The 20,958-nt window shown below is 71.9% G+C and carries 19 protein-coding genes and 1 pseudogene; 9 read left to right on the forward strand and 11 right to left on the reverse strand.

The features are described from left to right. Nucleotides 1–23: 23 nt before the first annotated feature. From ACIBAF_RS17830 to rsmI, 4 genes are all read right to left on the reverse strand, one after another. Nucleotides 24–1,439 carry a ubiquitin-like domain-containing protein gene (locus tag ACIBAF_RS17830; RefSeq protein WP_399464162.1) on the reverse strand — a complete coding sequence of 472 codons (1,416 nt, stop codon included), beginning with the start codon at nt 1,437–1,439 and terminating at the stop codon, nt 24–26. Nucleotides 1,440–1,581: 142 nt separating this feature from the next. Next, nucleotides 1,582–2,460, reverse strand: coding sequence for a TatD family hydrolase (locus ACIBAF_RS17835; protein ID WP_399464163.1), 879 nt, complete (start codon nt 2,458–2,460; stop codon nt 1,582–1,584). 35 nt (nt 2,461–2,495) lie between these two features. After that, nucleotides 2,496–2,912: a hypothetical protein gene (locus tag ACIBAF_RS17840; protein ID WP_399464164.1), complete on the reverse strand. Its 417-nt coding sequence runs from the start codon at nt 2,910–2,912 to the stop codon at nt 2,496–2,498. Nucleotides 2,913–3,189: 277 nt separating this feature from the next. Beyond that, nucleotides 3,190–4,095, reverse strand: a complete 906-nt coding sequence (gene rsmI, locus ACIBAF_RS17845) for a 16S rRNA (cytidine(1402)-2'-O)-methyltransferase (RefSeq protein ID WP_399464165.1) — start codon at nt 4,093–4,095, stop codon at nt 3,190–3,192. Between the two features lie 73 nt (nt 4,096–4,168). Between rsmI and ACIBAF_RS17850 the strand changes: the two genes are divergently transcribed. From ACIBAF_RS17850 to ACIBAF_RS17860, 3 genes are all read left to right on the forward strand, one after another. Continuing rightward, complete coding sequence (locus tag ACIBAF_RS17850) at nt 4,169–5,920, forward strand: dolichyl-phosphate-mannose--protein mannosyltransferase (protein WP_399464166.1); 1,752 nt, start codon at nt 4,169–4,171, stop codon at nt 5,918–5,920. A gap of 146 nt (nt 5,921–6,066) precedes the next feature. Further along, nucleotides 6,067–7,701 (forward strand): penicillin-binding transpeptidase domain-containing protein, encoded by a 1,635-nt coding sequence (locus ACIBAF_RS17855; RefSeq protein ID WP_399464167.1) that lies wholly within the window; start codon nt 6,067–6,069, stop codon nt 7,699–7,701. A gap of 173 nt (nt 7,702–7,874) precedes the next feature. After that, on the forward strand, nt 7,875–9,560 hold the full coding sequence (locus ACIBAF_RS17860) for a penicillin-binding transpeptidase domain-containing protein (RefSeq protein ID WP_399464168.1): 1,686 nt from the start codon (nt 7,875–7,877) through the stop codon (nt 9,558–9,560). A 101-nt stretch (nt 9,561–9,661) separates the two neighbouring features. Here ACIBAF_RS17860 and ACIBAF_RS17865 read toward each other — a convergent pair whose 3' ends face one another. Beyond that, a complete protein-coding gene (locus ACIBAF_RS17865) occupies nt 9,662–10,018 on the reverse strand; it encodes an SsgA family sporulation/cell division regulator (protein ID WP_399464169.1) in 357 nt (118 codons plus the stop codon). 174 nt (nt 10,019–10,192) lie between these two features. Between ACIBAF_RS17865 and ACIBAF_RS17870 the strand changes: the two genes are divergently transcribed. From ACIBAF_RS17870 to ACIBAF_RS17895, 6 genes are all read left to right on the forward strand, one after another. Then, nucleotides 10,193–11,263, forward strand: a complete 1,071-nt coding sequence (locus ACIBAF_RS17870; protein ID WP_399464170.1) for an energy-coupling factor ABC transporter permease — start codon at nt 10,193–10,195, stop codon at nt 11,261–11,263. 4 nt (nt 11,264–11,267) lie between these two features. Continuing rightward, a complete protein-coding gene (gene cbiQ, locus ACIBAF_RS17875) occupies nt 11,268–12,029 on the forward strand; it encodes a cobalt ECF transporter T component CbiQ (protein ID WP_399464171.1) in 762 nt (253 codons plus the stop codon). Next, nucleotides 12,017–12,814 carry an energy-coupling factor ABC transporter ATP-binding protein gene (locus tag ACIBAF_RS17880; protein ID WP_399464172.1) on the forward strand — a complete coding sequence of 266 codons (798 nt, stop codon included), beginning with the start codon at nt 12,017–12,019 and terminating at the stop codon, nt 12,812–12,814. The genes cbiQ and ACIBAF_RS17880 overlap by 13 nt, the downstream gene beginning before the upstream one ends. Further along, entirely contained in the window at nt 12,811–13,278 is a 468-nt protein-coding gene (locus tag ACIBAF_RS17885) for a MarR family winged helix-turn-helix transcriptional regulator (RefSeq protein ID WP_399464173.1), read from the forward strand. Before ACIBAF_RS17880 ends, ACIBAF_RS17885 begins: the two co-directional genes overlap by 4 nt. A 140-nt stretch (nt 13,279–13,418) precedes the next feature. Next, nucleotides 13,419–13,901, forward strand: a complete 483-nt coding sequence (locus tag ACIBAF_RS17890; RefSeq protein WP_399464174.1) for an organic hydroperoxide resistance protein — start codon at nt 13,419–13,421, stop codon at nt 13,899–13,901. A gap of 116 nt (nt 13,902–14,017) precedes the next feature. Then, entirely contained in the window at nt 14,018–15,196 is a 1,179-nt protein-coding gene (locus ACIBAF_RS17895; protein WP_399464175.1) for a serine hydrolase domain-containing protein, read from the forward strand. A gap of 22 nt (nt 15,197–15,218) precedes the next feature. Here ACIBAF_RS17895 and ACIBAF_RS17900 read toward each other — a convergent pair whose 3' ends face one another. From ACIBAF_RS17900 to ACIBAF_RS17925, 6 genes and pseudogenes are all read right to left on the reverse strand, one after another. Further along, on the reverse strand, nt 15,219–15,500 hold the full coding sequence (locus tag ACIBAF_RS17900; RefSeq protein ID WP_399464176.1) for a DUF1876 domain-containing protein: 282 nt from the start codon (nt 15,498–15,500) through the stop codon (nt 15,219–15,221). A gap of 87 nt (nt 15,501–15,587) precedes the next feature. Continuing rightward, nucleotides 15,588–16,433, reverse strand: a complete 846-nt coding sequence (locus ACIBAF_RS17905) for an EamA family transporter (protein ID WP_399464177.1) — start codon at nt 16,431–16,433, stop codon at nt 15,588–15,590. Next, a pseudogene (locus ACIBAF_RS17910) lies at nt 16,430–16,916 on the reverse strand (YbaK/EbsC family protein). Before ACIBAF_RS17910 ends, ACIBAF_RS17905 begins: the two are co-directional and overlap by 4 nt. A gap of 73 nt (nt 16,917–16,989) precedes the next feature. Next, nucleotides 16,990–17,658, reverse strand: a complete 669-nt coding sequence (locus ACIBAF_RS17915; protein WP_399464178.1) for a hypothetical protein — start codon at nt 17,656–17,658, stop codon at nt 16,990–16,992. A gap of 169 nt (nt 17,659–17,827) precedes the next feature. Beyond that, the gene (locus ACIBAF_RS17920) at nt 17,828–18,361 is read right to left on the reverse strand and encodes a lamin tail domain-containing protein (protein WP_399464179.1); all 534 of its coding nucleotides are present in this window, start codon (nt 18,359–18,361) and stop codon (nt 17,828–17,830) included. A 356-nt stretch (nt 18,362–18,717) separates the two neighbouring features. Then, nucleotides 18,718–20,937, reverse strand: coding sequence for an MMPL family transporter (locus tag ACIBAF_RS17925; RefSeq protein ID WP_399464180.1), 2,220 nt, complete (start codon nt 20,935–20,937; stop codon nt 18,718–18,720). Nucleotides 20,938–20,958: the final 21 nt, after the last annotated feature.

Genomic DNA, 20,958 nt, shown 5'->3' on the forward strand with positions numbered 1-20,958 from the left:
AGTCGCCCCCGCAGGGGCGCACCTCAGCCGTGCAGCCGTCTCCCGCAGTGCGGCCAGGGACTCGCCCCACGGCGCACGTACAGCTTCTTCGCGCGGAAGGTCTGTTCCGCGGCCGGGGCGTCCTGGGGCCGTCCGCTGCCGCCGAGGCTGTGCCAGGTGTGGGTGTCGAACTGGTACAGCCCGCCGTAGTTGCCCGAGGGGTCGACGGCGCCCGGCCGGCCGCCCGACTCGCAGGCCGCGAGGCTCTGCCAGTCCAGGCCGTCGGCGCCCCCCACGGAGGTCGGCGGCGGCTTCGTCCCGACCTTCACCACCTGTTCGCGCGGCTCACGCACGACCTCGCTGCGCATCCGCCTCGGCTTCTGCTTCACCCCGTTGACGATGCGCAGGGCGTACGTGTCCCGCCGCAGCCCGGGCTGTCCGACCTGCTCCACGAGCTCCGTGCCCGTGAACAGCGAGGAGTCGTCGGTGCGGCGCACGGCGAACGGGATCGCCTCCTCGCGCACCTCCTTGGCGCCGGTGATCCGCAGCACGGTGACCGTCTGCCCGTCGCGCGGGAAGCTGCCGGGCGCGACGGAGGTGGTGTCCTGGCCGCGCAGGACGATCCCGGCGGCCTCCACCGCCTCGCGCACGGTCGCCGCGTTGGTGCGGATGGTTCGGGCCCGGCCGTCGGCCATGACGGTGACGGCGCGCTCGGTGCGCACGTCCAGCGCGAGCCCCGCGCGTCCGATGCGCTGGGCGCGCGAGACGGACATGTACGCGCCCTCCGCACGCACCCCGAGCTGCTGGAGCGCCTCCTCGACCGTCTGTGCGGTCGTCCACAGTTCGTGCCGCCGGCCGTCCAGGGTGAGGCGGACGGGGCGGCCGTAGCGGACGGCGATCTCGTCGCCGTCGGTGAGCCCGGCGCCGGGGGCGGGCGCCACCTGGTCGTGCGCGCCCACGTGCACGCCTTCCTCCGCGAGGAGTTCGCCCACGTCGTCGGCGAAGGTGTGCAGGGTGCGCGGCCTGCCGTCGACGGTCAGCTCGACGGCCTTGTCCTCGGCGACGAAGGCGGTGGTGCCGCCGGCCAGGAAGGCGACGACGAGTGCCTGCGGGAGCAGGCGGCGCATCGTGGATTCCGGGCGCTCGGCGGAGCGCGTTCTGCGCCGGCGCGCGGCCCGCCCGGCGCCCTGCCGGGGAAGCGGCGGCTCGGCGACGAGCTGGACGGGCTCCGGCAGGACGAGGGTCTCGGGAGGCAGCGGCGGGGCCTCGTACGCCTCGTACTGCCCGTATGCCTCATGGGGCTCGTACGCCTCGTAGGCCTCATAGGCGGGCCGGTACGTGTCGTCGTACGTCCCGGGCGCCGCGTACACGCCGTACGCGATGGTCTCCGCGTTGTGCAGGTCGACGTACGGTCCGCCACCGCCGTGGGGCTCGTACTCGAGGTGCTGCGAGTTGCTCACGCCGACACTCCAGGAGGGTGGGGTCCGGATCGGGCCCCCAGAACCTAGCGGAGCGACCGTCACTCTCCAAAGTGACGTGGCTACTGAGAGTTGTGTTCGAGGTGTCGGGAGGTACGGGAGCGGGGGCGCTCCGCAGAGGCGCTCAGTAGCCGAACGCGCGTGCCGTGTTGGCGGCGAGGGCGGTGGCCAGGGCGTCCTCGTCGAGGTCCCGTACGGCGGCCATGGCGCGCACCGTGACGGGGATCAGGTACGGCGCGTTGGGCCGGCCGCGGTAGGGCGCCGGGGTCAGGAACGGGGCGTCGGTCTCCACCAGGAGCAGCTCCAGCGGGGCCACGGCGACGGCGTCCCGCAGGTTCTGGGCGTTCTTGAAGGTGACGTTGCCGGCGAAGGACATGAAGTACCCGGCACGGGCGCAGATCTCGGCCATCTCGGCGTCGCCGGAGTAGCAGTGGAAGACGGTGCGCTCGGGGGCGCCCTCCTCCTTCAGGACCCGCAGGACGTCGGCGTGGGCGTCGCGGTCGTGGATGACCAGGGCCTTGCCGTGCCGCTTGGCGATCTCGATGTGGGCGCGGAAGGAGTTCTCCTGCGCTTCCTTGCCCTCGGGGCCGGTGCGGAAGTAGTCGAGTCCCGTCTCTCCGACGCCCTTGACGTGCGCGAGCGCGGCCAGGCGGTCGATCTCGGCGAGCGCCTCGTCGAGCGCCCCGGAGCCGCCCGGCTCGCGCGCGCCCTGCCGGGACCAGCCGTCGGGGTCGCCGTGCACGATGCGCGGCGCCTCGTTCGGGTGCAGGGCGACGGCGGCGTGGACGCTGTCGTACGCCGCCGCCGTCTCGGCCGCCCACCGGGAGCCCCGTACGTCACAGCCGACCTGGACGACGGTCGTCACGCCGACCGAGGCGGCTTTCGCGAGCGCCTCCTCCACCGTGCCCGACTGCATGTCGAGGTGGGTGTGGGAGTCGGCGACCGGCGCCCCCAGGGGGGCCGGAAGCGGCGGTGCGGCGCTCTTGTCGGCGTTCGAAGACATGCCCCGATCCTACGGAAGGGGCACGCCCTCCCCTGCTAGCCGGCCTTGCGGAAGGGGTGCAGGAGATCGGACAGGTGCCAGTGGTGGTCCTGCTCCTCGGACCGCTCCCCGGCCTGCTTCTCAGCGGCCGTCACCGGCGCCTCGGCCGGTCCGGCGGGGGGCGCCTTGCGCGGACGCGCCGCACTGAGCACCGACGAGACCTGCCCCGCCGCCATGATGCGCACGACGTGCCCGTCGCAGTTCTGGCACGCGGGGCGGCTCAGCGGGGACGGCACGACCCGGCCGTTCGCCACGTAGAGGACGAACTCGTGGCCGTCGGCGTCGGTGTGGTGCTCTATCTCGTACGACTGTTCCCAGCCGTGCCCGCAGCGCATGCAGGCGAAGGAGTACGACTCGTTGACGACGGCGTTCGCGCCGCCCCGGAGGCCGGTCTGCCCTGTGATCTCACTCATGCCAGCTCCTGCTGTCCGCTGGACAGTCGCTCCCGGCGCGGGCGTTCCCCCCGGAACGTCCTTGGGAGCGAGGGACGGGTGCGTCCCTGTCACCAGTGGACGCCTCGACCGGAGCGAATGCACCAGGCCTGTGCACTGTTGGAGCCGATTTGGACTTTCCTTGCCAAAGCGGCTTCACGGGCGGGGGTGGGCTTTGCCTTCGACGTCAGCCCTTTGCCCGCACATGGGGCGCACGCTCAGACGGCATGCGCCCTGCTCAGAGGGGGTGTGAGCCCCTTCACAACGCCGCTGCGCCCCCCGCGTTCTTCGCCGCCACCACGGCGTCGAACACCTCCCGCTTGGGCAGCCCGGCCTCCGCCGCGACCGCCGCGATGGCCTCCTTGCGGCGCTCGCCCGCCTCCTCGCGCACCCGCACCCGCCGCACCAGCTCCGCCGCGTCGAGCTCCTCGGGCCCGCGCTCGGGCGCGCCGGTGACGACGACGGTGATCTCGCCGCGCACGCCCTCCGCCGCCCACTCCGCCAGCTCGCCGAGCGGGCCGCGCCTGACCTCCTCGTACGTCTTGGTCAGCTCACGGCACACGGCGGCCCGCCGGTCGGCGCCGAAGACCTCGGCCATCGCGGCGAGGGTGTCGTCGAGCCGGTGGGGGGCCTCGAAGTAGACGAGCGTGCGCCGTTCCGACGCGGCCTCCCGCAGCCGTGACAGCCGCTCGCCCGCCTTCCTCGGCAGGAACCCCTCGAAGCAGAACCGGTCGACGGGCAGCCCGGACAGGGCCAGCGCGGTGAGGACCGCGGACGGGCCGGGGACGGCGGTGACCCGGACGTCCCGCTCGACGGCCGCGGCGACCAGCCGGTACCCGGGGTCGGAGACCGAGGGCATCCCGGCGTCGGTGACGAGCAGCACGCGCGCGCCGCCCGCGAGCTCCTCGACCAGCTCGGGCGTACGCGCGGACTCGTTGCCCTCGAAGTAGGACACGATGCGCGCCTTGGGCGTCACCCCGAGCGCCTGCGTCAGCCGCCGCAGCCGTCGGGTGTCCTCGGCGGCGATGACATCGGCGCCGGCCAGCTCCGCGGCGAGCCGGGGCGGGGCGTCGGAGACGTCACCGATGGGCGTACCGGCGAGCACGAGGATTCCGGGCGCGGCGGCGGGTGGGGCTGTGGACGTGCTTCGGGGTGCGGCTGTCACGTTTCCATCCTCGCAGGGCCGGGTGAGGCCCCAAGCACGGGACTCACACAGACCTGTTCCCTACGATGGCGCGGTGACCAGTACCGCGTCCTCCATGGACTCCACGGACTACCGGCCCGACCGGCCGCCGCACGATCGGCGGCCCGCGTGGCAGCAGCGGCTGCGCCGTTTCGGATACACGGCGGAGCCCTCCGCCGACGTCCGTGAGCGGCTGGCGCCGCCGTTCGCGAAGCCCAGCCCGCGGGTGTGGCAGGCGATCGGCGTGCCGCACCGGTGGGCGGAACGGCTCGTGCGCTGGTCGCCTTGGGGCGGGCCGCTGCTGGTCACGCTGATGGCGGGCGTGATGCGGTTCTGGCGCCTGGGCAGCCCCAAGGCGGTGATATTCGACGAGACGTACTACGCCAAGGACGCGTGGGCGGTCGTCCACCGCGGGTTTGAGGTCAACTGGGACAAGAACGCCAACGACGTCATCCTCTCCACGGGCGGACATGTCCCGATCCCGACGGACGCGGCGTACGTCGTGCATCCGCCGGTCGGCAAGTACGTGATCGGGCTGGGCGAACTGATCTTCGGGTTCGACCCGTACGGCTGGCGGTTCATGACCGCCGTGCTGGGGACCCTGTCCGTCTTCCTGCTGTGCCGGATCGGCCGCCGTGTCTTCCGCTCCACGTTCCTGGGCTGTCTGGCGGGCGCCCTGATGGCCGTGGACGGGCTGCACTTCGTGATGAGCCGGGCCGCGCTGCTCGACGGCGTGCTGATGTTCTTCGTGCTGGGGGCGTTCGGCTGTCTGGTGGCCGACCGGGACTGGGCCCGCGCGAAACTCGCCGCCGCGCTCCAGCCGGACGAGGACGGCCGCTACCGCCCGAACGCGCACATCGCCGAGACCACCCGCATCGGTTTCCGCCCCTGGCGCCTGGGTGCGGGCCTGCTGCTCGGGCTTGCCATCGGCACGAAGTGGAACGGCCTGTACATCCTGGTCGCGTTCTGTGTGATGACGGTGTTGTGGGACGCCGGTTCGCGCAAGGTGGCGGGCGCCCGCCACCCGTACCTGGCGGCGCTGAAGCGCGACACGGGCTTCGCCTTCCTGTCGACGGTCCCGATCGCGTTGGTCACCTATGTGGCGTCGTGGACGGGCTGGATCCTGTCCGCCGCCGACGGCTCGGGCGGCTACTACCGCAACTGGGCGGCCACCGACGGCAAAGGCGGCAACTGGACGTGGCTGTTCCCCGACTGGTGGCGCAGCCTGTGGCACTACGAGCACGAGGTGTACGAGTTCCACACCCACCTCACCTCGCCGCACCCGTACCAGTCGAACCCGTGGAGCTGGCTGGTCCTGGGCCGTCCGGTGTCGTACTTCTACGAGTCCCCCGCGGCCGGCAAGGACGGCTGCCCGTCCGACGCGGGCGAGAAGTGCGCTCGCGAGGTCCTCGCGATCGGCACCCCGGTGCTGTGGTGGGCGGCCTGTTTCGCCATCGCCTACGTCCTGTGGCGCTGGCTCTTCCGCCGCGACTGGCGCGCGGGCGCGATCGCCTGCGGCATCGCGGCCGGCTACCTGCCGTGGTTCATGTACCAGGAACGCACGATCTTCCTCTTCTACGCGGTCGTCTTCCTGCCGTTCCTCTGTCTGGCGGTGGCGATGATGATCGGTGCGATCATCGGTCCACCGGGTTCGAGCGACACCCGCCGCGTGGCGGGGGCGACGGGAGCGGGCGTCCTGGTCCTGCTCATCGCCTGGAACTTCATCTATTTCTGGCCTTTGTACACGGGGACGTCGATCCCGATCGACAACTGGCGTTCACGTATGTGGTTGGACACCTGGGTCTAACGATTCCGAAAACTGCCGCCCCCTGCGTCACCCTTTCCGCTTACTGTGAGCCTGAGAAGAGCTTTCTGAACACGTTCAGAATGCGCCCGTGAGGGTGCCGGCGGGTTCGGGCGGGTCTTGCGGGGTCAACGGGGAGGGTGCACAGCATGCGCAAGGGGGCCAAGGCGGCCATTGTCGGGTCGATGTTCGCCGTGATGGTGGGCGGGGCCGGGTATGGCGCCTTCAATATCGTGAACGCGCTCAACGGGGACGGCGGCGGCGGTGCGCCGGGCTCGACCGAGCCGGTGGCCGTGAAGACCGGGCCGCCCAGCGGCTCCGAGGTGAAGGACACGAGCGGCAAGTTCTTCGCGGCCTGGGAGAAGGGGGAGGCCGCGGTGGCCGCCCAGCTCACCAACAACGCGGCGAAGGCCGGGCCGTTGCTTACCTCGTACGGCCAGGCCGCGCACATCACCGGGGTGAAGATCACACCGGGCGCCGCGGTCGGTGACAGCGTGCCGTTCAGCGTCAAGGCGACGGTGTCGTACGACGGGAAGTCCAAACCGCTGGCGTACAAGAGCCGGCTCACCGTCGTGCGCGGGCTCACCACCGGCAAGGCGCTCGTGGACTGGCAGCCGTCGGTCGTGCATCCCGAGCTGAAGAACATGGACGACACGCTGGCCACGGGCGCGTCGGCGGCGCCGCCGATCGAGGCCGTGGACCGGGACGGCAACGTCCTGACGAAGGAGAAGTACCCCTCCCTGGGGCCGATCCTGGACCAGCTGCGCGCCAAGTACGGGAAGAAGGCGGGCGGTACGGCGAGCGTCGAGCTGGCGATCCACCACGCCGCCCCCGACACCGCCGACACCCCGCTGCTGACCCTCGCCGAGGGCAAGGCGGGCAAGCTGCCCACCACGCTCAGCGCGAGCGTGCAGGCGGCGGCGGAGCAGGCGGTGCAGAAGTACGCGCAGTCGTCGGTGGTGGCCGTCAAGCCGACCACCGGCGAGGTGCTGGCCGTCGCCAACCACCGCACGGACGGCTGGAACGCCGCGTTCCTGGGGGAGGTCGCGCCCGGCTCCACCATGAAGATCATCAGCGCGGCCACCCTCATCGACACCGGGCTCACCACCGCGAACGGCCCCGCGCCCTGTCCGCCGTCGGCCGTCTCGGAGAGCCAGACCTTCCAGAACATCAAGGGCATGAAGCCGAACGAGAACGCGACGCTCTCGGAGAGCTTCGCCCGCTCCTGCAACACGGCGTTCGTGAAGTTCGCGGACTCGGTGAAGGTCGACTCGCTGACCAACGAGGCCCGTGACCGCTTCGGGATCGGCCTCGACTGGCAGACCGGCATCCCGTCCTTCGACGGCTCCGTCCCGGCCGCCGGCGGCCCGGACACCGCGGCCGGGCTGATCGGCCAGGGCAAGGTCCAGATGAACCCGCTGAACATGGCCTCGGTGACGGCGACCGCGATGACCGGCTCGTTCCGGCAGCCGGTGATCGTGCCGCTCAGCCTGGACGACCGTGAACCGGCACACGCGCGTGGACTGTCGTCGAGCACCGTGCAGCAGCTGCGCTCCATGATGAACCGCACCGCCACCAGCGGCACCGCGGCCGAGGTGATGGCCGGGCTCAGGGGCCAGATCGGCGCCAAGACCGGCTCCGCCGAAGTCGACGGGCAGACGAAGTCCGACAGTTGGTTCACCGGCTACCGGGGCGACGTCGCCGCCGCCGCGATGACCCAGGACGGCGGCCACGGCGTCGACGCGTCCGGCCCGATCGTGGTGGAGGTACTGCGGGCGGGCTGAACCGGCCACTGCTGCACCGGCCGACCGCACCGGCTCAGAGGTGGCTGACGTCACATATGACGTCACTCCCACAGCACGGGACTCTAGTGTGGTTGCCGTCGTTGGGGTCAATGAGGGCAACGAGGGCAGTGGGGCTGGGGGGAAAGCCTCTGAGGATCCGGAGGATCTGGGCAGTGGGCAAGAGAAGGCGTGTCGAAGAGCGGAGCAGCACGAGCAAGCGGCGTCCCGCCGTCGTCGGCGGCATGATCGCCGTCGTGGTCGGCGGGGCGGGGTTCGGCGTCTACGCGCTGTACGGCGGCGGGGCGGCGGCCGACGAGGGCTCGGCCGCGGCCGCCAACGGCAAGCAGATCCCGCGGGTCAGGGCCGACGCGCCGTCGGCGGCCGAGACGAAGACCCTGGCCGCCGAGTTCCTGACGGCCTGGCAGCAGGGCAAGGTGGACCGGGCCGCCGCCGCCACGGACGACTCCGCCGCCGCCACCGCCCTCCTGACCGGCTACACCAAGGACGCCCACGTCACGGGCGTCACGCTCACCGCCGGCCCGGCCTCCGGCGCCAAGGTCCCGTTCTCCGTGACGGGCACGGTGAAGTACAAGGACGTCAGCAAGCCGCTGACGTACTCCAGCGCGCTCACCGTCGTGCGCAACCCGAAGAACGGCAAGGCGCAGGTCGACTGGCACGCGTCCGTCGTCCACCCGGACCTGCAGGACGGCGACACGCTCGTCACCGGCGAGTCCGGCACGCCGCCGGTGAAGGCCGTCGACCGGGACGGCGGCGAGCTGACGGCCGCCAAGTACCCCTCCCTGGGCACGGTGCTGGACGGTCTGCGGGAGAAGTACGGCAAGAAGGCCGGCGGCAAGGCGGGCGTCGAGCTCCAGGTCGTCCGCGGGAAGGCGGCGAAGGCGAAGAAGGCCTCCGACAAGACGCTGCTGGAGCTCAGCAAGGGCACCCCGGGCACGGTGAAGACGACGCTGAGCCCGACCCTGCAGGCCGCCGCCGAGCAGCAGGTGGCGAAGACGGCGCGCTCGTCGGTCGTCGTGATGCGCCCCTCCACGGGCGAGATCCTCGCGGTGGCCAACGCGAGCCCCGGCTTCAACACCGCGTTCAACGGCTCGCTCGCGCCCGGCTCCACGATGAAGGTCATCACGTCGTCGCTGCTCATCGAGAAGGGCCTGGCGTCGGCGGACAAGACGCACCCCTGCCCGAAGACGTTCACCTATGGCGGCTGGAAGTTCCACAACGACGACGACTTCCAGATCAAGGGCGGCTCGTTCAAGGCGAGCTTCGCGCGCTCCTGCAACACCGCCTTCATCAGCCAGGCGCCCGACCTGGACGACAACAGCCTGACCAAGCAGGCGCAGCAGGTCTTCGGTCTGTCGATGGACAACTGGGCCATCGGCGTGCCGTCCTTCGACGGCTCGGTGCCGGTGCAGTCCGCGGCCCAGAAGGCGGCCTCGCTGATCGGTCAGGGCGGGGTGCGGATGAACCCGCTGAACATGGCGTCGGTCGCCTCCACGGTGAAGGCGGGCACGTTCCACCAGCCGTACCTGGTCGCCCCGTCGGTGGACGGCCGCACGCTGGCGACGGCCTCGCGCACGATGTCGTCGTCCACGCTGTCGCAGCTGCGGGAGCTGATGAACTACACCGCCGCGGCCGGCACCGCCGCCGAGGCGATGTCAGGCCTCGGCCCGGACTACGGCGCCAAGACGGGCTCGGCGGAGGTCGACAACCAGGACAAGCCCAACGGCTGGTTCACCGCCTACCGCGGCGACCTCGCGGCCGCGGGCGTCGTCCAGGCGGGCGGCCACGGCGGCGACACGGCGGGCCCGATCGTGGCGGCCCTGCTGCGGATGGGCGGCTGAGACCCGGCCAGGACCAGTGCGCGGCCGGTGCGCGGCCGGTGCGCGGCCGGTGCGCGGCCGGTGCGCGGCCGGTGCGCGGCCGGTGCGCGGCCGGTGCGCGACTAGTGAGTGACCGGCTGCGCCGTCGCCATGTACGTGCGGCGCAGGAAGCGCAGCAGCGTCTTCGACTCGAACTGGACGACCGAGACGCCGTGCGCGGAGTGGAACTCGACGACGGCCTGGACGCGCCCCAGCGGCCACACCCGCACCTCGCCGGTGCCGGCCGGGGCGCGCAGGCCCTGTTCCAGCAGGCTGCGGGAGAACGTCCACTCGTGGCGGTCAGGGAGCGCGACACGTACCGCGCGCGGGTCGTTCTCGGGGTCGTAGCGCAGGACGACGGGGACGGCCCTGCGTTCCTCCTCGACCTGGTCCGCGTCCGTGACGATGTGGGCTCGCGCGTACTGCTCGACTACAGACATCGACCCGCCCTCTCACGCAGCGTGACCTGTGCGGCACCTGTGAATCCGCTTTCGCTCATCCCAATGTCCCATATTTTCCGGAATACGCTCCTCCATTCCGACGTATCTCACATCTGCGATAGACAAGTTCCTCGCTCTTGCGAATCATTCGCATTAAGCCACTATCATCGACGGGTGCACGTACCCGACGGATTCATCAACGCCCCGACCTCCGCCGTGACCGGAGTCGTCGCCGCGGGCGTCATCGCCGTGAGCCTGCGCGGCGCGCGCCGTGAACTCGACGACCGGACCGCGCCGCTGGCCGGCCTCGTGGCCGCGTTCATCTTCGCCGTTCAGATGCTGAACTTCCCCGTCGCGGCGGGCACCAGCGGCCATCTGCTGGGCGGTGCGCTCGCCGCGATACTCGTGGGCCCCTACACGGGGATCCTGTGCGTGTCCGTGGTCCTGCTGATGCAGGGCATCCTCTTCGCCGACGGCGGCCTGACCGCGCTCGGCGTGAACGTCACCGACATGGCGATCGTGACGACCGTCGTCTCCTACGCCGTCTTCCGCGCCCTGGTGAAGGTGCTGCCGCGCAGCCGACGGTCCATCACCACCGCGTCCTTCGTCGCCGCCCTGCTGTCCGTGCCCGCCGCCGCCGTGGCGTTCACGCTCCTGTACTGGATCGGCGGCACCACCGACGTGGCGATCGGCAAGGTGGCCACCGCGATGATCGGCGTGCATGTGCTGATCGGCGTCGGCGAGGCCGTGATCACCGCGCTGACCGTGGGCGCCGTCGTCGCCGTCCGGCCGGATCTCGTGCACGGCGCGCGCGATCTGCGCCAGCGGCTCCAGTTGCGGGTGAACGGCGAACTGGTCGACGCGCCCGCCGCCGAGGGGGCGCGCACGACGCCCGTCGCGGCGCGCACCTCCCGGCGCACGCTGTGGGTGACCGGTCTGGTCACCTCCCTCGTCCTGGCCGGCTTCGTCAGCTTCTACGCCTCCGCCAGCCCCGACGGCCTGGAGAAGGTCGCCGCCGACAAGGGCATCGACGAGAAGACCCAGAAGCACGCGTCCTCCGACTCCCCGCTAGCCGACTACGGCGTCAAGGACATCACCGACGCGCGCCTCTCCGGCGGTCTCGCGGGCGTGATCGGCGTCGGCACGACCGTCGTCGCGGGCACCACGGTGTTCTGGGCGGTGCGCAGGCGCCGTACGGACGACGTGTCCCCGACGTCGACGAGCGCCTCCACGAGCGGCGTCTGACGGCGTGGGAGCGGGACACGCGCACCGGCTCTACCGGCACGGGCACTCGCCCGTGCACGTCCTGCCGCCGCACACCAAGCTCGCCGCCGCGTTCGCCTTCGTGGTCGTCGTCGTGTCGACGCCACGGGAGGCGATGTGGGCGTTCGGCCTGTACGCCGTCCTGCTGGCGTTCGTCGCGTACCACGCGCGCGTGCCGGCCGGTTTCCTGCTGAAGCGGCTGCTGATCGAGGTGCCGTTCGTCGCGTTCGCCGTGCTGATGCCGTTCGTGGCGCAGGGCGAGCGCGTGGACGTCCTCGGGCTGTCCCTCAGCGTCAACGGGCTGTGGGGCGCCTGGAACGTCCTCGCGAAGGGCACCCTGGGCGTCGCCGCCTCCGTGCTCCTGGCGTCCACCACGGAGCTGCGCGCCCTGCTTCTCGGCCTGCAACGCCTGAAGCTTCCCCCGCTGCTCGTGCAGATCGCCTCCTTCATGATCCGCTACGGCGATGTCATCACGGACGAGATGCGGCGCATGCGGATCGCCCGGGAGTCGCGCGGCTTCGAGGCGCGGGGCGTGCGGCACTGGGGGGTGCTCGCGAAGTCGGCGGGCGCGCTGTTCATCCGATCCTACGAACGCGGGGAGCGCGTGCACCTGGCCATGGTCAGCCGGGGGTACGCCGGTTCGATGCCGGTGATCGACGAGGTGACCGCGTCCCGCGCGCAGTGGTCGTACGCCCTGACCCTCCCGTTCGCCGCCCTCGTCGTCTGCGTGTTGGGATGGTCCCTGTGACTGATGTGACGGCTTCCGACGTGACGGTTCCTGACGTGACGGCTTCCCTCGAGGTCTCCGGCCTCGCCTTCGCCTACCCCGACGGCCACCAGGCCCTGTTCGGCGTGGACTTCTCGGTCGCGCGCGGGGAACGGGTCGCGCTGCTCGGCCCGAACGGCGCCGGCAAGACGACCCTGGTGCTGCACCTCAACGGCATCCTCACCGGCGGCGCGGGCACTGTGACGGTGGCCGGGCTGCCCGTCGGCAAGCAGCACATGGCCGAGATCCGGCGCAGGGTCGGCATCGTCTTCCAGGACCCGGACGACCAGCTGTTCATGCCGACGGTCCGCGAGGACGTCGCGTTCGGACCGGCGGCCGCCGGGCTGAAGGGCGCGGAGCTGGAGGCGCGCGTCGACCACGCGCTCGCACAGGTCGGCATGGCGGAGTTCAAGGACCGTCCGCCGCACCATCTGTCCTTCGGCCAGCGGCGCCGGGTGGCCGTCGCGACGGTGCTCGCCATGGAGCCGGAGATCCTCGTCCTGGACGAGCCGTCCTCCAACCTCGACCCCGCCTCGCGTCGCGAACTGGCCGACATCCTGCGCTCGTTGGACGTCACGGTGCTCATGGTCACGCACGACCTGCCGTACGCCCTGGAGCTGTGCCCGCGGGCCCTGATCCTCAGCGAGGGCGTGATCGCGGCGGACGGTCCGACCGGCGATCTGCTCGCCGACGACGCCGTGATGCGCGCGCACCGCCTGGAGCTGCCCTTCGGGTTCGACCCGCGCTCGGCCACAATGGGCGCGTGACGAACGAGGCACCCACCGCCGACGGCACGCTGCTCCTCGACGAGCAGCTGTGCTTCGCGCTGTACGCGGCCCAGCGCGCGGTGACCGCCGCGTACCGCCCGCTCCTGGACGAGCTGGGCCTCACCTACCCCCAGTACCTCGTGCTGCTGGTCCTGTGGGAGCGCGGCGAGACCACCGTCAAGGAGCTGGCCGCGGCGCTGCGGCTGGACTACGGCACGATGTCGCCGCTGCTCAAGCGGCTGGAGGCGGCGGGGCTGGTGCGCCGGGAGCGCTCGGCGCGGGACGAGCGCACGGTGCTCGTCGCGTGCACCGGGCGCGGCGAGGAACTGAAGGGGCGCGCGGAGCGCGTACCCGGCACGCTGCTCGCGTCGACGGGGCTGATGGCGACGGAGGTCGCACGGTTGCGCGGGGAGTTGTGGGAGCTCGCGGAACGGGCGCAGAGCGCGGCGGACCGCGCGCGGTAGACGCGACGGGCCCCGCGCGGTGGACGCGGCAGTCCTGAGCTGAAGTTACCCGCGGTTACTACCCCCTGGTAAGCAGGCGCCTCCCTACCGGCCAGTACCTTGTGCACGATGTAATCGGGGAGATTCCGGGGAGGTCCCGCATGACCGAAGGCGCCGCCGTCGACGCTGTCGCCGCCGTCGACACCGTCGACACCGTCGACACCCGTCCGACGAAGATCATGTATGTCGCCGAGGCGACCGCGCACGGCGGCCGGGACGGCTATGTCACCAGCCAGGACGGCCAGATCGAGCTGAAGGTGGCGATGCCGCCGCAGCTGGGCGGCGACGGCAACGGCACCAACCCGGAGCAGCTCTTCGCCGCCGGTTACAGCTCCTGCTTCCACAACGCGCTGATCCTCGTCGGCAACCGGGCGGGCTACGACCTCACCGGGTCGACGGTGGCGGCGAAGGTCGGGATCGGCCCGAACCAGAGCAAGGGCTACGGACTGGCGGTCGCCCTCAGCGTCTCGCTGCCCGTCCTGGACGCCGACCTCGCCGCGAAGCTGGTGGACGCGGCGCACCAGGTGTGCCCGTACTCGAACGCCACCCGCGGCAACATCGACGTAACGATCCTTCTCGGCTAGCGAGACGCAGGAATCGCAGGCCCGCCGGGCGTGTTCCCCGGAGAGTCGAAGGCGAGACCTCGGCGAGACCGAGGCGGGTCGAACGAGGCGGGTCGAGAGGGCGTGCGGACGTGGGCGTGAACGTGAACGGTGCGGTGGCCGAGGGCTTCGAGCCGGTCCGGGAGGCGTTCGCGGCGAACTTCGAGACGCTCGGCGACCGGGGCGCGGCGGTCGCCGTCTACCGGGACGGGCACCAGGTCGTCGACCTGTGGGCCGGTTCGAAGGACGTGGACGGCGCGGCCTGCACGGCCCCCTGGGAGCACGGCACCGCGCAGATCGTGCGGTCCGCGACCAAGGGCGTCGCCGCCGCCGTCCTCCTGCTGCTGCACCAGCGCGGCGAGCTGGACCTGGACGCGCCCGTAGGGTCGTACTGGCCCGAGTACAAGGCGGCGGGCAAGGAGCGGACGCTCGTGCGGCACCTGCTCGCGCACCGCGCGGGCGTGCCCGTGCTGGACCGGCCGCTGACGCCCGCCGAGGCCGCGGACCCCGAGCGGGGCGCGGCGGCGGTCGCCGCACAGGCGCCGGTGTGGGAGCCGGGGACCGACCACGGCTACCACGCGCAGACCTTCAGCTGGCTGACGGGCGAGCTGGTGCGGCGGATCACCGGGCGGCCCGTCGGCGAGTGGATCGCCGACGAGATCGCCGGGCCGCTGGGCGCCGACCTGTGGTGCGGGCTGCCGGCGGCGCAGAGCGCGCGGGTGGGGCGTGTGGGGCAGGTGGAGGCGCCCGCGCAAGCGGGAGCGCTGAAGACCCGGCCCAAGCCCGCCGTCACCGCCGCCTACGCCGACCCCGACTCCCTCACCCGCCGTGCGTTCGCCGCGATCACCCCGCTCCCCGACGAGAACGACCCGGCCTACCGGGCCGCCGCCCTCCCCGCCTCCAACGGCATCGCCACCGCCGACGGCCTGGCCCGCTTCTACGCGTCGCTGATCGGCGAGGTGGACGGCGGGACACGGCTGCTGCGCCCGGAGACGGTGGAACTGGCGCGCGGCGAGCAGTCGTCGGGCCCGGACCGGGTGCTCGTGGTGAACACCCGGTTCGGCCTCGGCTACATGCTGCACGGCCCCGCGTCCCCGCTGCTGTCCCCCACCTCCTTCGGCCACCCGGGCCGCGGCGGCGCCCTCGGTCTCGCCGACCCGGAGTCGGGCATCGCGTTCGGCTACGTCACCAACGGCTTCAGGTCGAGCGTGACGGCGGACCCGCGCGCGCAGGCACTGCTGCGAGCGCTGCGGAAGGCGATGACGACGACGGCGTGACGCCTGCCGGTCGTCGAGTCGTTCACACGTTGATCGAGTGGGACGTCCGTCCCGACGCGTCGTCGATCTCCGTATGGGCCTTGGTGAGCAGCTGCATGGCGATCTCGTTGAGGGCACGAGCGCCGGCGATCTCCTCTCCGACCCGGGGCTGGTTGGCGTCCACGTTGTGCCGACTGGCGTGCCCCGCGGCCTTGATCTCACTGCCGTCGGGCAACCGCACCAGCGCTACCGCGCGCGTGTGCCGGTCATCCTCCTCAAACTCCAGCTCGACATGCCATCCGACAGCGGTGTGCATTGCGGTCATGACGATCACCTCCGGAACTCCTGCTTCCAGGGTGCTACGCACAACGGCCGGACGCACCCAGTCGGCCCGCAGTCCGCAGGCGACGCGTCAACCGGCGTGCAGCATCAGCCCGATGCCGACGACGAGGAGTCCGGCGGCGACGAGGCGCGGCGCGCCGAACCGTTCCTTGAACAGCAGGGCGCCGATGGCCGCGCCGACGAGGATCGACGACTCGCGCAACGCCGCGATCGGGGCCAGTTCGGCGCGGGTCTGCGCCCACAGGACGAGGGCGTAGGCGAGGACGGACAGGGCTGAGCCGAGGAGGCCGAGGGCGGCGTGGGGGCGCAGGAGCGCGACGGTCTCCCCGCGCCACCGGCAGGCCGCGTACGCCGGGATGACGGCCCCCTGCACGGCCGTCAGCCAGGCGATGTACCCGAGGGAGGAGCCGGCGGCGCGGACGCCGAGCCCGTCGACGACGGTGTACGAGGCGATGGTCAGTCCGGTCGCCAGCGCGGCCCCGATCGCCGCCCAGTTCGGCCGCCGTCCGCGCAGCCCCCACAGGGCGACGCCGGTCAGCCCCGCGCACGACAGGGCGATGCCGGCGGCCGCCCAGCCGTTCGGCGCCTCGTGTGCGAAGACGGCGGCCAGGACGGTGACGACGAGCGGCGCGGAGCCTCGCGCGACGGGGTACGCCTGCCCGAAGTCGCCGAGCCGGAACGACCGCATCAGCAGCGCGTAGTAGGCCATGTGGATGACCGCGGAGGACAGCAGGTACGGCCACGCGCCGGCCGCCGGGAACGCGGTGAACGGCACGAGCGCGAGCCCGATGAGCATGCCGCCGCCGGCGATGAGGGTGAACCCGACGAGCTTGTCGGTGATCTTGTGGGCGATGGCGTTCCAACTGGCGTGGGTGACCGCGGCGCACAGGACGGCCGCCGTGACCAGCGGCGTCACGCGGTGGGCTCGCGCACGTCCACGACGGTCGCGTCGGCGTGCCGGACGAGGTCCTTGGGGGCCATGGGGAAGACGGTGTGCGGGGTGCCGGCGGCGGCCCACACGACGTCGTGCGCGAGCAGACTCCGGTCGGCCAGCACCCGCGTCCGCGTCCGGTGCCCGAAGGGCGGCACACCGCCGATCGCGTACCCGGTGGTCTCCCGTACGACGTCGGCGGCGGCCCTCGTCACCTTCTCCGCGCCGAGTTCCCTGCGCCACCAGCTCCACGTCGACGCGCGAGGCCCCGTCCATCAGCACCAGCACCGGCGCCCCGTCGGCCGAGAAGATCAGTGACTTGCAGATCTGGCTCAGCTCACACCCGATCGCGGCGGCGGCCTCGGCGGCGGTCCGGGTCGCCTCGGGGAAGCTGCGCGTCGGAAGGTCGTCCAGCCCGAGGGCGCGGAGGGCTTCGGCGAAACGGGGGTGCGCGGCGCGGGTCGTCATGCGGGGCACGCTAACGGCCGGTGCAGGGGGCGGGCGACCGGATTCCTCAGGCGTGGCGTGCGAGCGCCGTTCGTCACGCCTGCCAGGCGCCGGAGTACTGGATGTGCAGTCGGGCGGGTACGTGGCGGCGGGCGGCGGCGTGGGGCCAGGGGCCGGCGCCGAGTTCGACGCAGAAGTGCCCGTCGCCCGGGTGGCGGTGCGGGTACGACGGGGCCTCGTCGACGAGGCCGCGCAGCGCGGTGCCGTGTTCGCGGAAGGCGGTGGAGCTGCCCACGACGAAGAGGGTGTGCGCGGCGATGTCGAAATCGAGGTGGTCGCGGTACTCGCGGTGGTGACGCCGGTCGTGGTCGATGGCCGTCTCGTCGGGGAAGTCCTGGTCCGGGGCGGTCGCGGTGTGGGGTTTTCCGGCGCCGAGGCGAGCCCTGATCTGCTTCCACGACGCGGCCGGAAACTGCAGGCTGTGGTGGACCAGGACCAGGTCCAGCGAGACCGGCTCGCCGTCGCCGACGACGCCCTCCGGGACCGGGTTGGCCCGGATCGGCAGATAGACCAGCGACCGTGCGGACCGTGCGGCGAGCGCCCACAGGGCGACGAATTGGGCCGCGCCGTCCCGGTCGGCGTACATCGACAGCCAGTGCCGGTCGTCGCGCAGCGCAAGCCGTCCGGGGGCCGGTTCCGCCCGGATCACCCGGAACTCGTCACCGCCCAGCCGTACGTGGTGTATCCGTACGCGAGTAATCATCCGGCGCTTTCTCGACGAGGGTGGGCGACTCCCTCGGTGGGAGGGCCTGGGCCCGGATCATTCCACAGCGCGGTTCACGGACGAGAGACGATTCCGGACGGCGGCACGACCGGGCGGCGCGCCCGACCCGGAAGGTGGGGTCGGGCGCGCCGCCGTCTGTGCGGGATCGTCAGTGGCGGTCCCCGCCGTGGTGGCGGTCCCCGCCGTGGTGGCGGTCGCCGTCGTGCCGGCTGTCTCCGCCGTGGTGGCGGTCGTGGCCCCAGGACTTCTCGTCGACGAAGCGGTCGCGGTCGTTGCGCAGGGTGGCGGTGTCGGCGTGGTTGTCCCACACCTCGCGGTGGCGGTCCTGGAAGAGGTCGGTGCGGGTGTCGCGGCCCTCTCCGGTGTGGATGCGGACGGTGGCGCGGGGGGCCAGGCGGTAGTGGCGGAAGGTGTAGGTGTCGCCGTGCTCGCCCGAGAGGGTCCAGTCGTGCAGGTTGATCTCGTGGCGGGTGGTGTTGGTCAGCTCCACCCACTCCTTGTTCAGGGAGCGGCCGGAGCGGTCGTCTCGGCCCGGTGCGTCGTACTGCACGGCGCTGATCTCCACGTTCGGCCGGGCCTGACGCGGGTGGTCGGCGGCGGAGGCCGGCAGCGCCACCGTCCCGACGACGGCGGCGGCGACCGCGGCGGCGGCGAGACAGCGGGCAGAAACAGAAGCGGACACAAGGTCTCCTTGCTTGGTGCGGGTCGCGGCCTAACCGGCCGCGCGACCAACACTCGACCACCGACCACACCCCAAGTGCCCCACTGACACCTCTCGTTACGAACCGTCCACATTGCGGTGACAGTAGCCTTCAATGTCCATTTATGTACCGAACGCACCGAACCCTTACGGTTCCGGCCCGCGCGGCCCCGGCGGGGAGTGCGCCTCACCCGAAAGTGGGTCACAAGGCGAGTCACGAAGCGGGGCGCAAGACGGGGCACAAGACGGGTCGCAAAAGAAGGAGCCGGTGAGGGCGCCCCGTCCCCACGGAGCCCTCACCGGCGGTCTTTCAGGTGTACTGGCAGGTCAGGCGCGTGTCAGGCGCGTACCAGTTCCCGGTCCTCGTCGTCGTCGCGGGAGGCGCCGGCGTCGTCCTGCGTGCGCAGCCCCTCGCCCTCGACGTCGACGTTGGGCAGGGCGCGGTCCAGCCACTTCGGGAGCCACCAGGCCTTCTTGCCGAGCAGCGCCAGCACTGCCGGCACGATCGCCATGCGCACGATGAACGCGTCGAAGAAGACGGCGATCGCGAGGCCGAAGCCGATCATCTTGATCATCGACTCGCTGGAGCTGATGAAGCCGCCGAAGACGGCCATCATGATGATCGCGGCGGCGGCCACGACCTTGGCGCTGTGCCGGAAGCCGGTCACCACGGCCTGGCTCGGGCTCTCGCCGTGGACGTACGCCTCGCGCATGCGGGTCACGAGGAACACCTCGTAGTCCATCGCGAGTCCGAAGACCACGCCGACCATGAAGATCGGCATCATCGACATGATCGGGCCGGTCTCCTCGACGCCGATCAGGCCGGACAGCCAGCCCCACTGGAAGACCGCGACCACGGCGCCGAGCGCGGCGAGCACGCTGAGCAGGAAGCCGAGGGCCGCCTTCAGCGGGACCAGGATGGAGCGGAAGACCACGATCAGCAGGAGGAAGGCGAGGCCGACGACCAGGCCCAGGTAGGGGACCAGCGCGTCGTTGAGCTTCTGCGAGAAGTCGATGTTCATCGCGGTGGTGCCGGTGACCAGGACCCGTGCGCCGGTGTCGGCCTTGACGTCGGCGCCCTGGTCGCGGATGGCGTGGACCAGGTCCTCGGTCTGCGTCGAGGACGGCTTGGAGGCCGGGATGACGGTGATCGTCGCGGTGTCGCCGGCCTTGTTGAAGGCGGCCGGGGTCACCGTCGCGACGTCCTTGAGGCCCTTGATGCCGTCGGTGACCGAGGTGGCCGCCGCCTGCGGGTCGTCGGCGTTCTGGGCATCGACGACGATCATCAGGGGGCCGTTGAAGCCGGGGCCGAAGCCCTCCGACAGCAGGTCGTAGGCGCGGCGCTGGGTCGTGGACGTCGGCTGGGAGCCGTCGTCGGGCAGGCCCAGCTCCAGTTGGGCGGCCGGGACGGCGATGGCGCCGAGACCGACCAGGCCGAGCAGCAGCACGGCGGCCGGACGGCGGATGACGAAGCTGGCCCAGCGGGTGCCCAGGCCGGGCTTGGTCGCGGGCTTGTCCTGCTCGCTGCTCGCCTTGCGCTTCTCGCCGGTGGCCCGGACCTTCTTGCCCGCGTAGCCGAGGAGCGCCGGGATCATGGTCAGTGCGATGAGGACGGCGACCACGACCGTGCCCGCCGCCGCGAGGCCCATCTTGGTCAGCATCGGGACGCCGACGACCGAGAGGCCGGCCAGCGCGATGACGACCGTGAGGCCCGCGAAGACCACCGCGGAGCCGGCGGTGCCGGTGGCGCGGCCGATGGCTTCCTCGCGGTCACGGCCCTCGGCGAGTTCGCTGCGGTAGCGGGAGACGATGAACAGCGCGTAGTCGATGCCGACCGCGAGGCCGATCATCAGCGCGAGCGTGGAGGTGGTGTCGCCGAGGTCGAGCGCGTTGGCGAGGGCGGTGATGGTGGAGACGCCGATGCCGACGCCGATGATGGCGGTCAGCAGCGGCAGTCCGGCCGCGACCAGCGAGCCCAGGGTGATGACGAGGACGACCGCGGCGATGGCGAGGCCGATGACCTCACCGATGGCTCCGGCCTCGGCCCCTGCCTGCAGGGCGTCGCCGCCGACGTCGACGGTGAGTCCGGTGGCCCGGGCGTCGTCCGCGGCCTTCTCCAGGGCGTCCCGGGTCGAGTCCTGCAACTCCATGCCGGGGACCTTGTACTTCACGGACGTGTAGGCGACCGTGCCGTCCTTGCTCACGGCGTGCGAGGTGAACGGGTCGGCGACGGAGACGACCTCGGAGCCGTCGCCCAGCGTGCTGACGGTCTTCTCGACGGTCGCCTTGTTGGCGGCGTCCGTCATCTTCTGGCCCTCGGGCGCCTTGAAGACGATGCGTCCGGTCGCGCCGTCGGCGCTGGCCCCGGGGAAGCGCTGCTCCAGCAGGTCGAAGGCCTTCTGGGCCTCGACGCCGGGAATGGAGAAGGAGGTGGTGCCCGGGGCGGGGGCGAAAGCCGCGCCGACACCGGCGAGGGTCAGCATCGCCACCCATATCAGGGCGACGAAGTGGCGTCGCCTGAAGGCGAGCCGGCCGAGCTTGTAAAGGAACGTGGCCACGGAGGCGTACTCCCGGTCAGG

It is taken from the genome of Streptomyces sp. NPDC051677, from assembly GCF_044453465.1.
Taxonomy (GTDB): domain Bacteria; phylum Actinomycetota; class Actinomycetes; order Streptomycetales; family Streptomycetaceae; genus Streptomyces.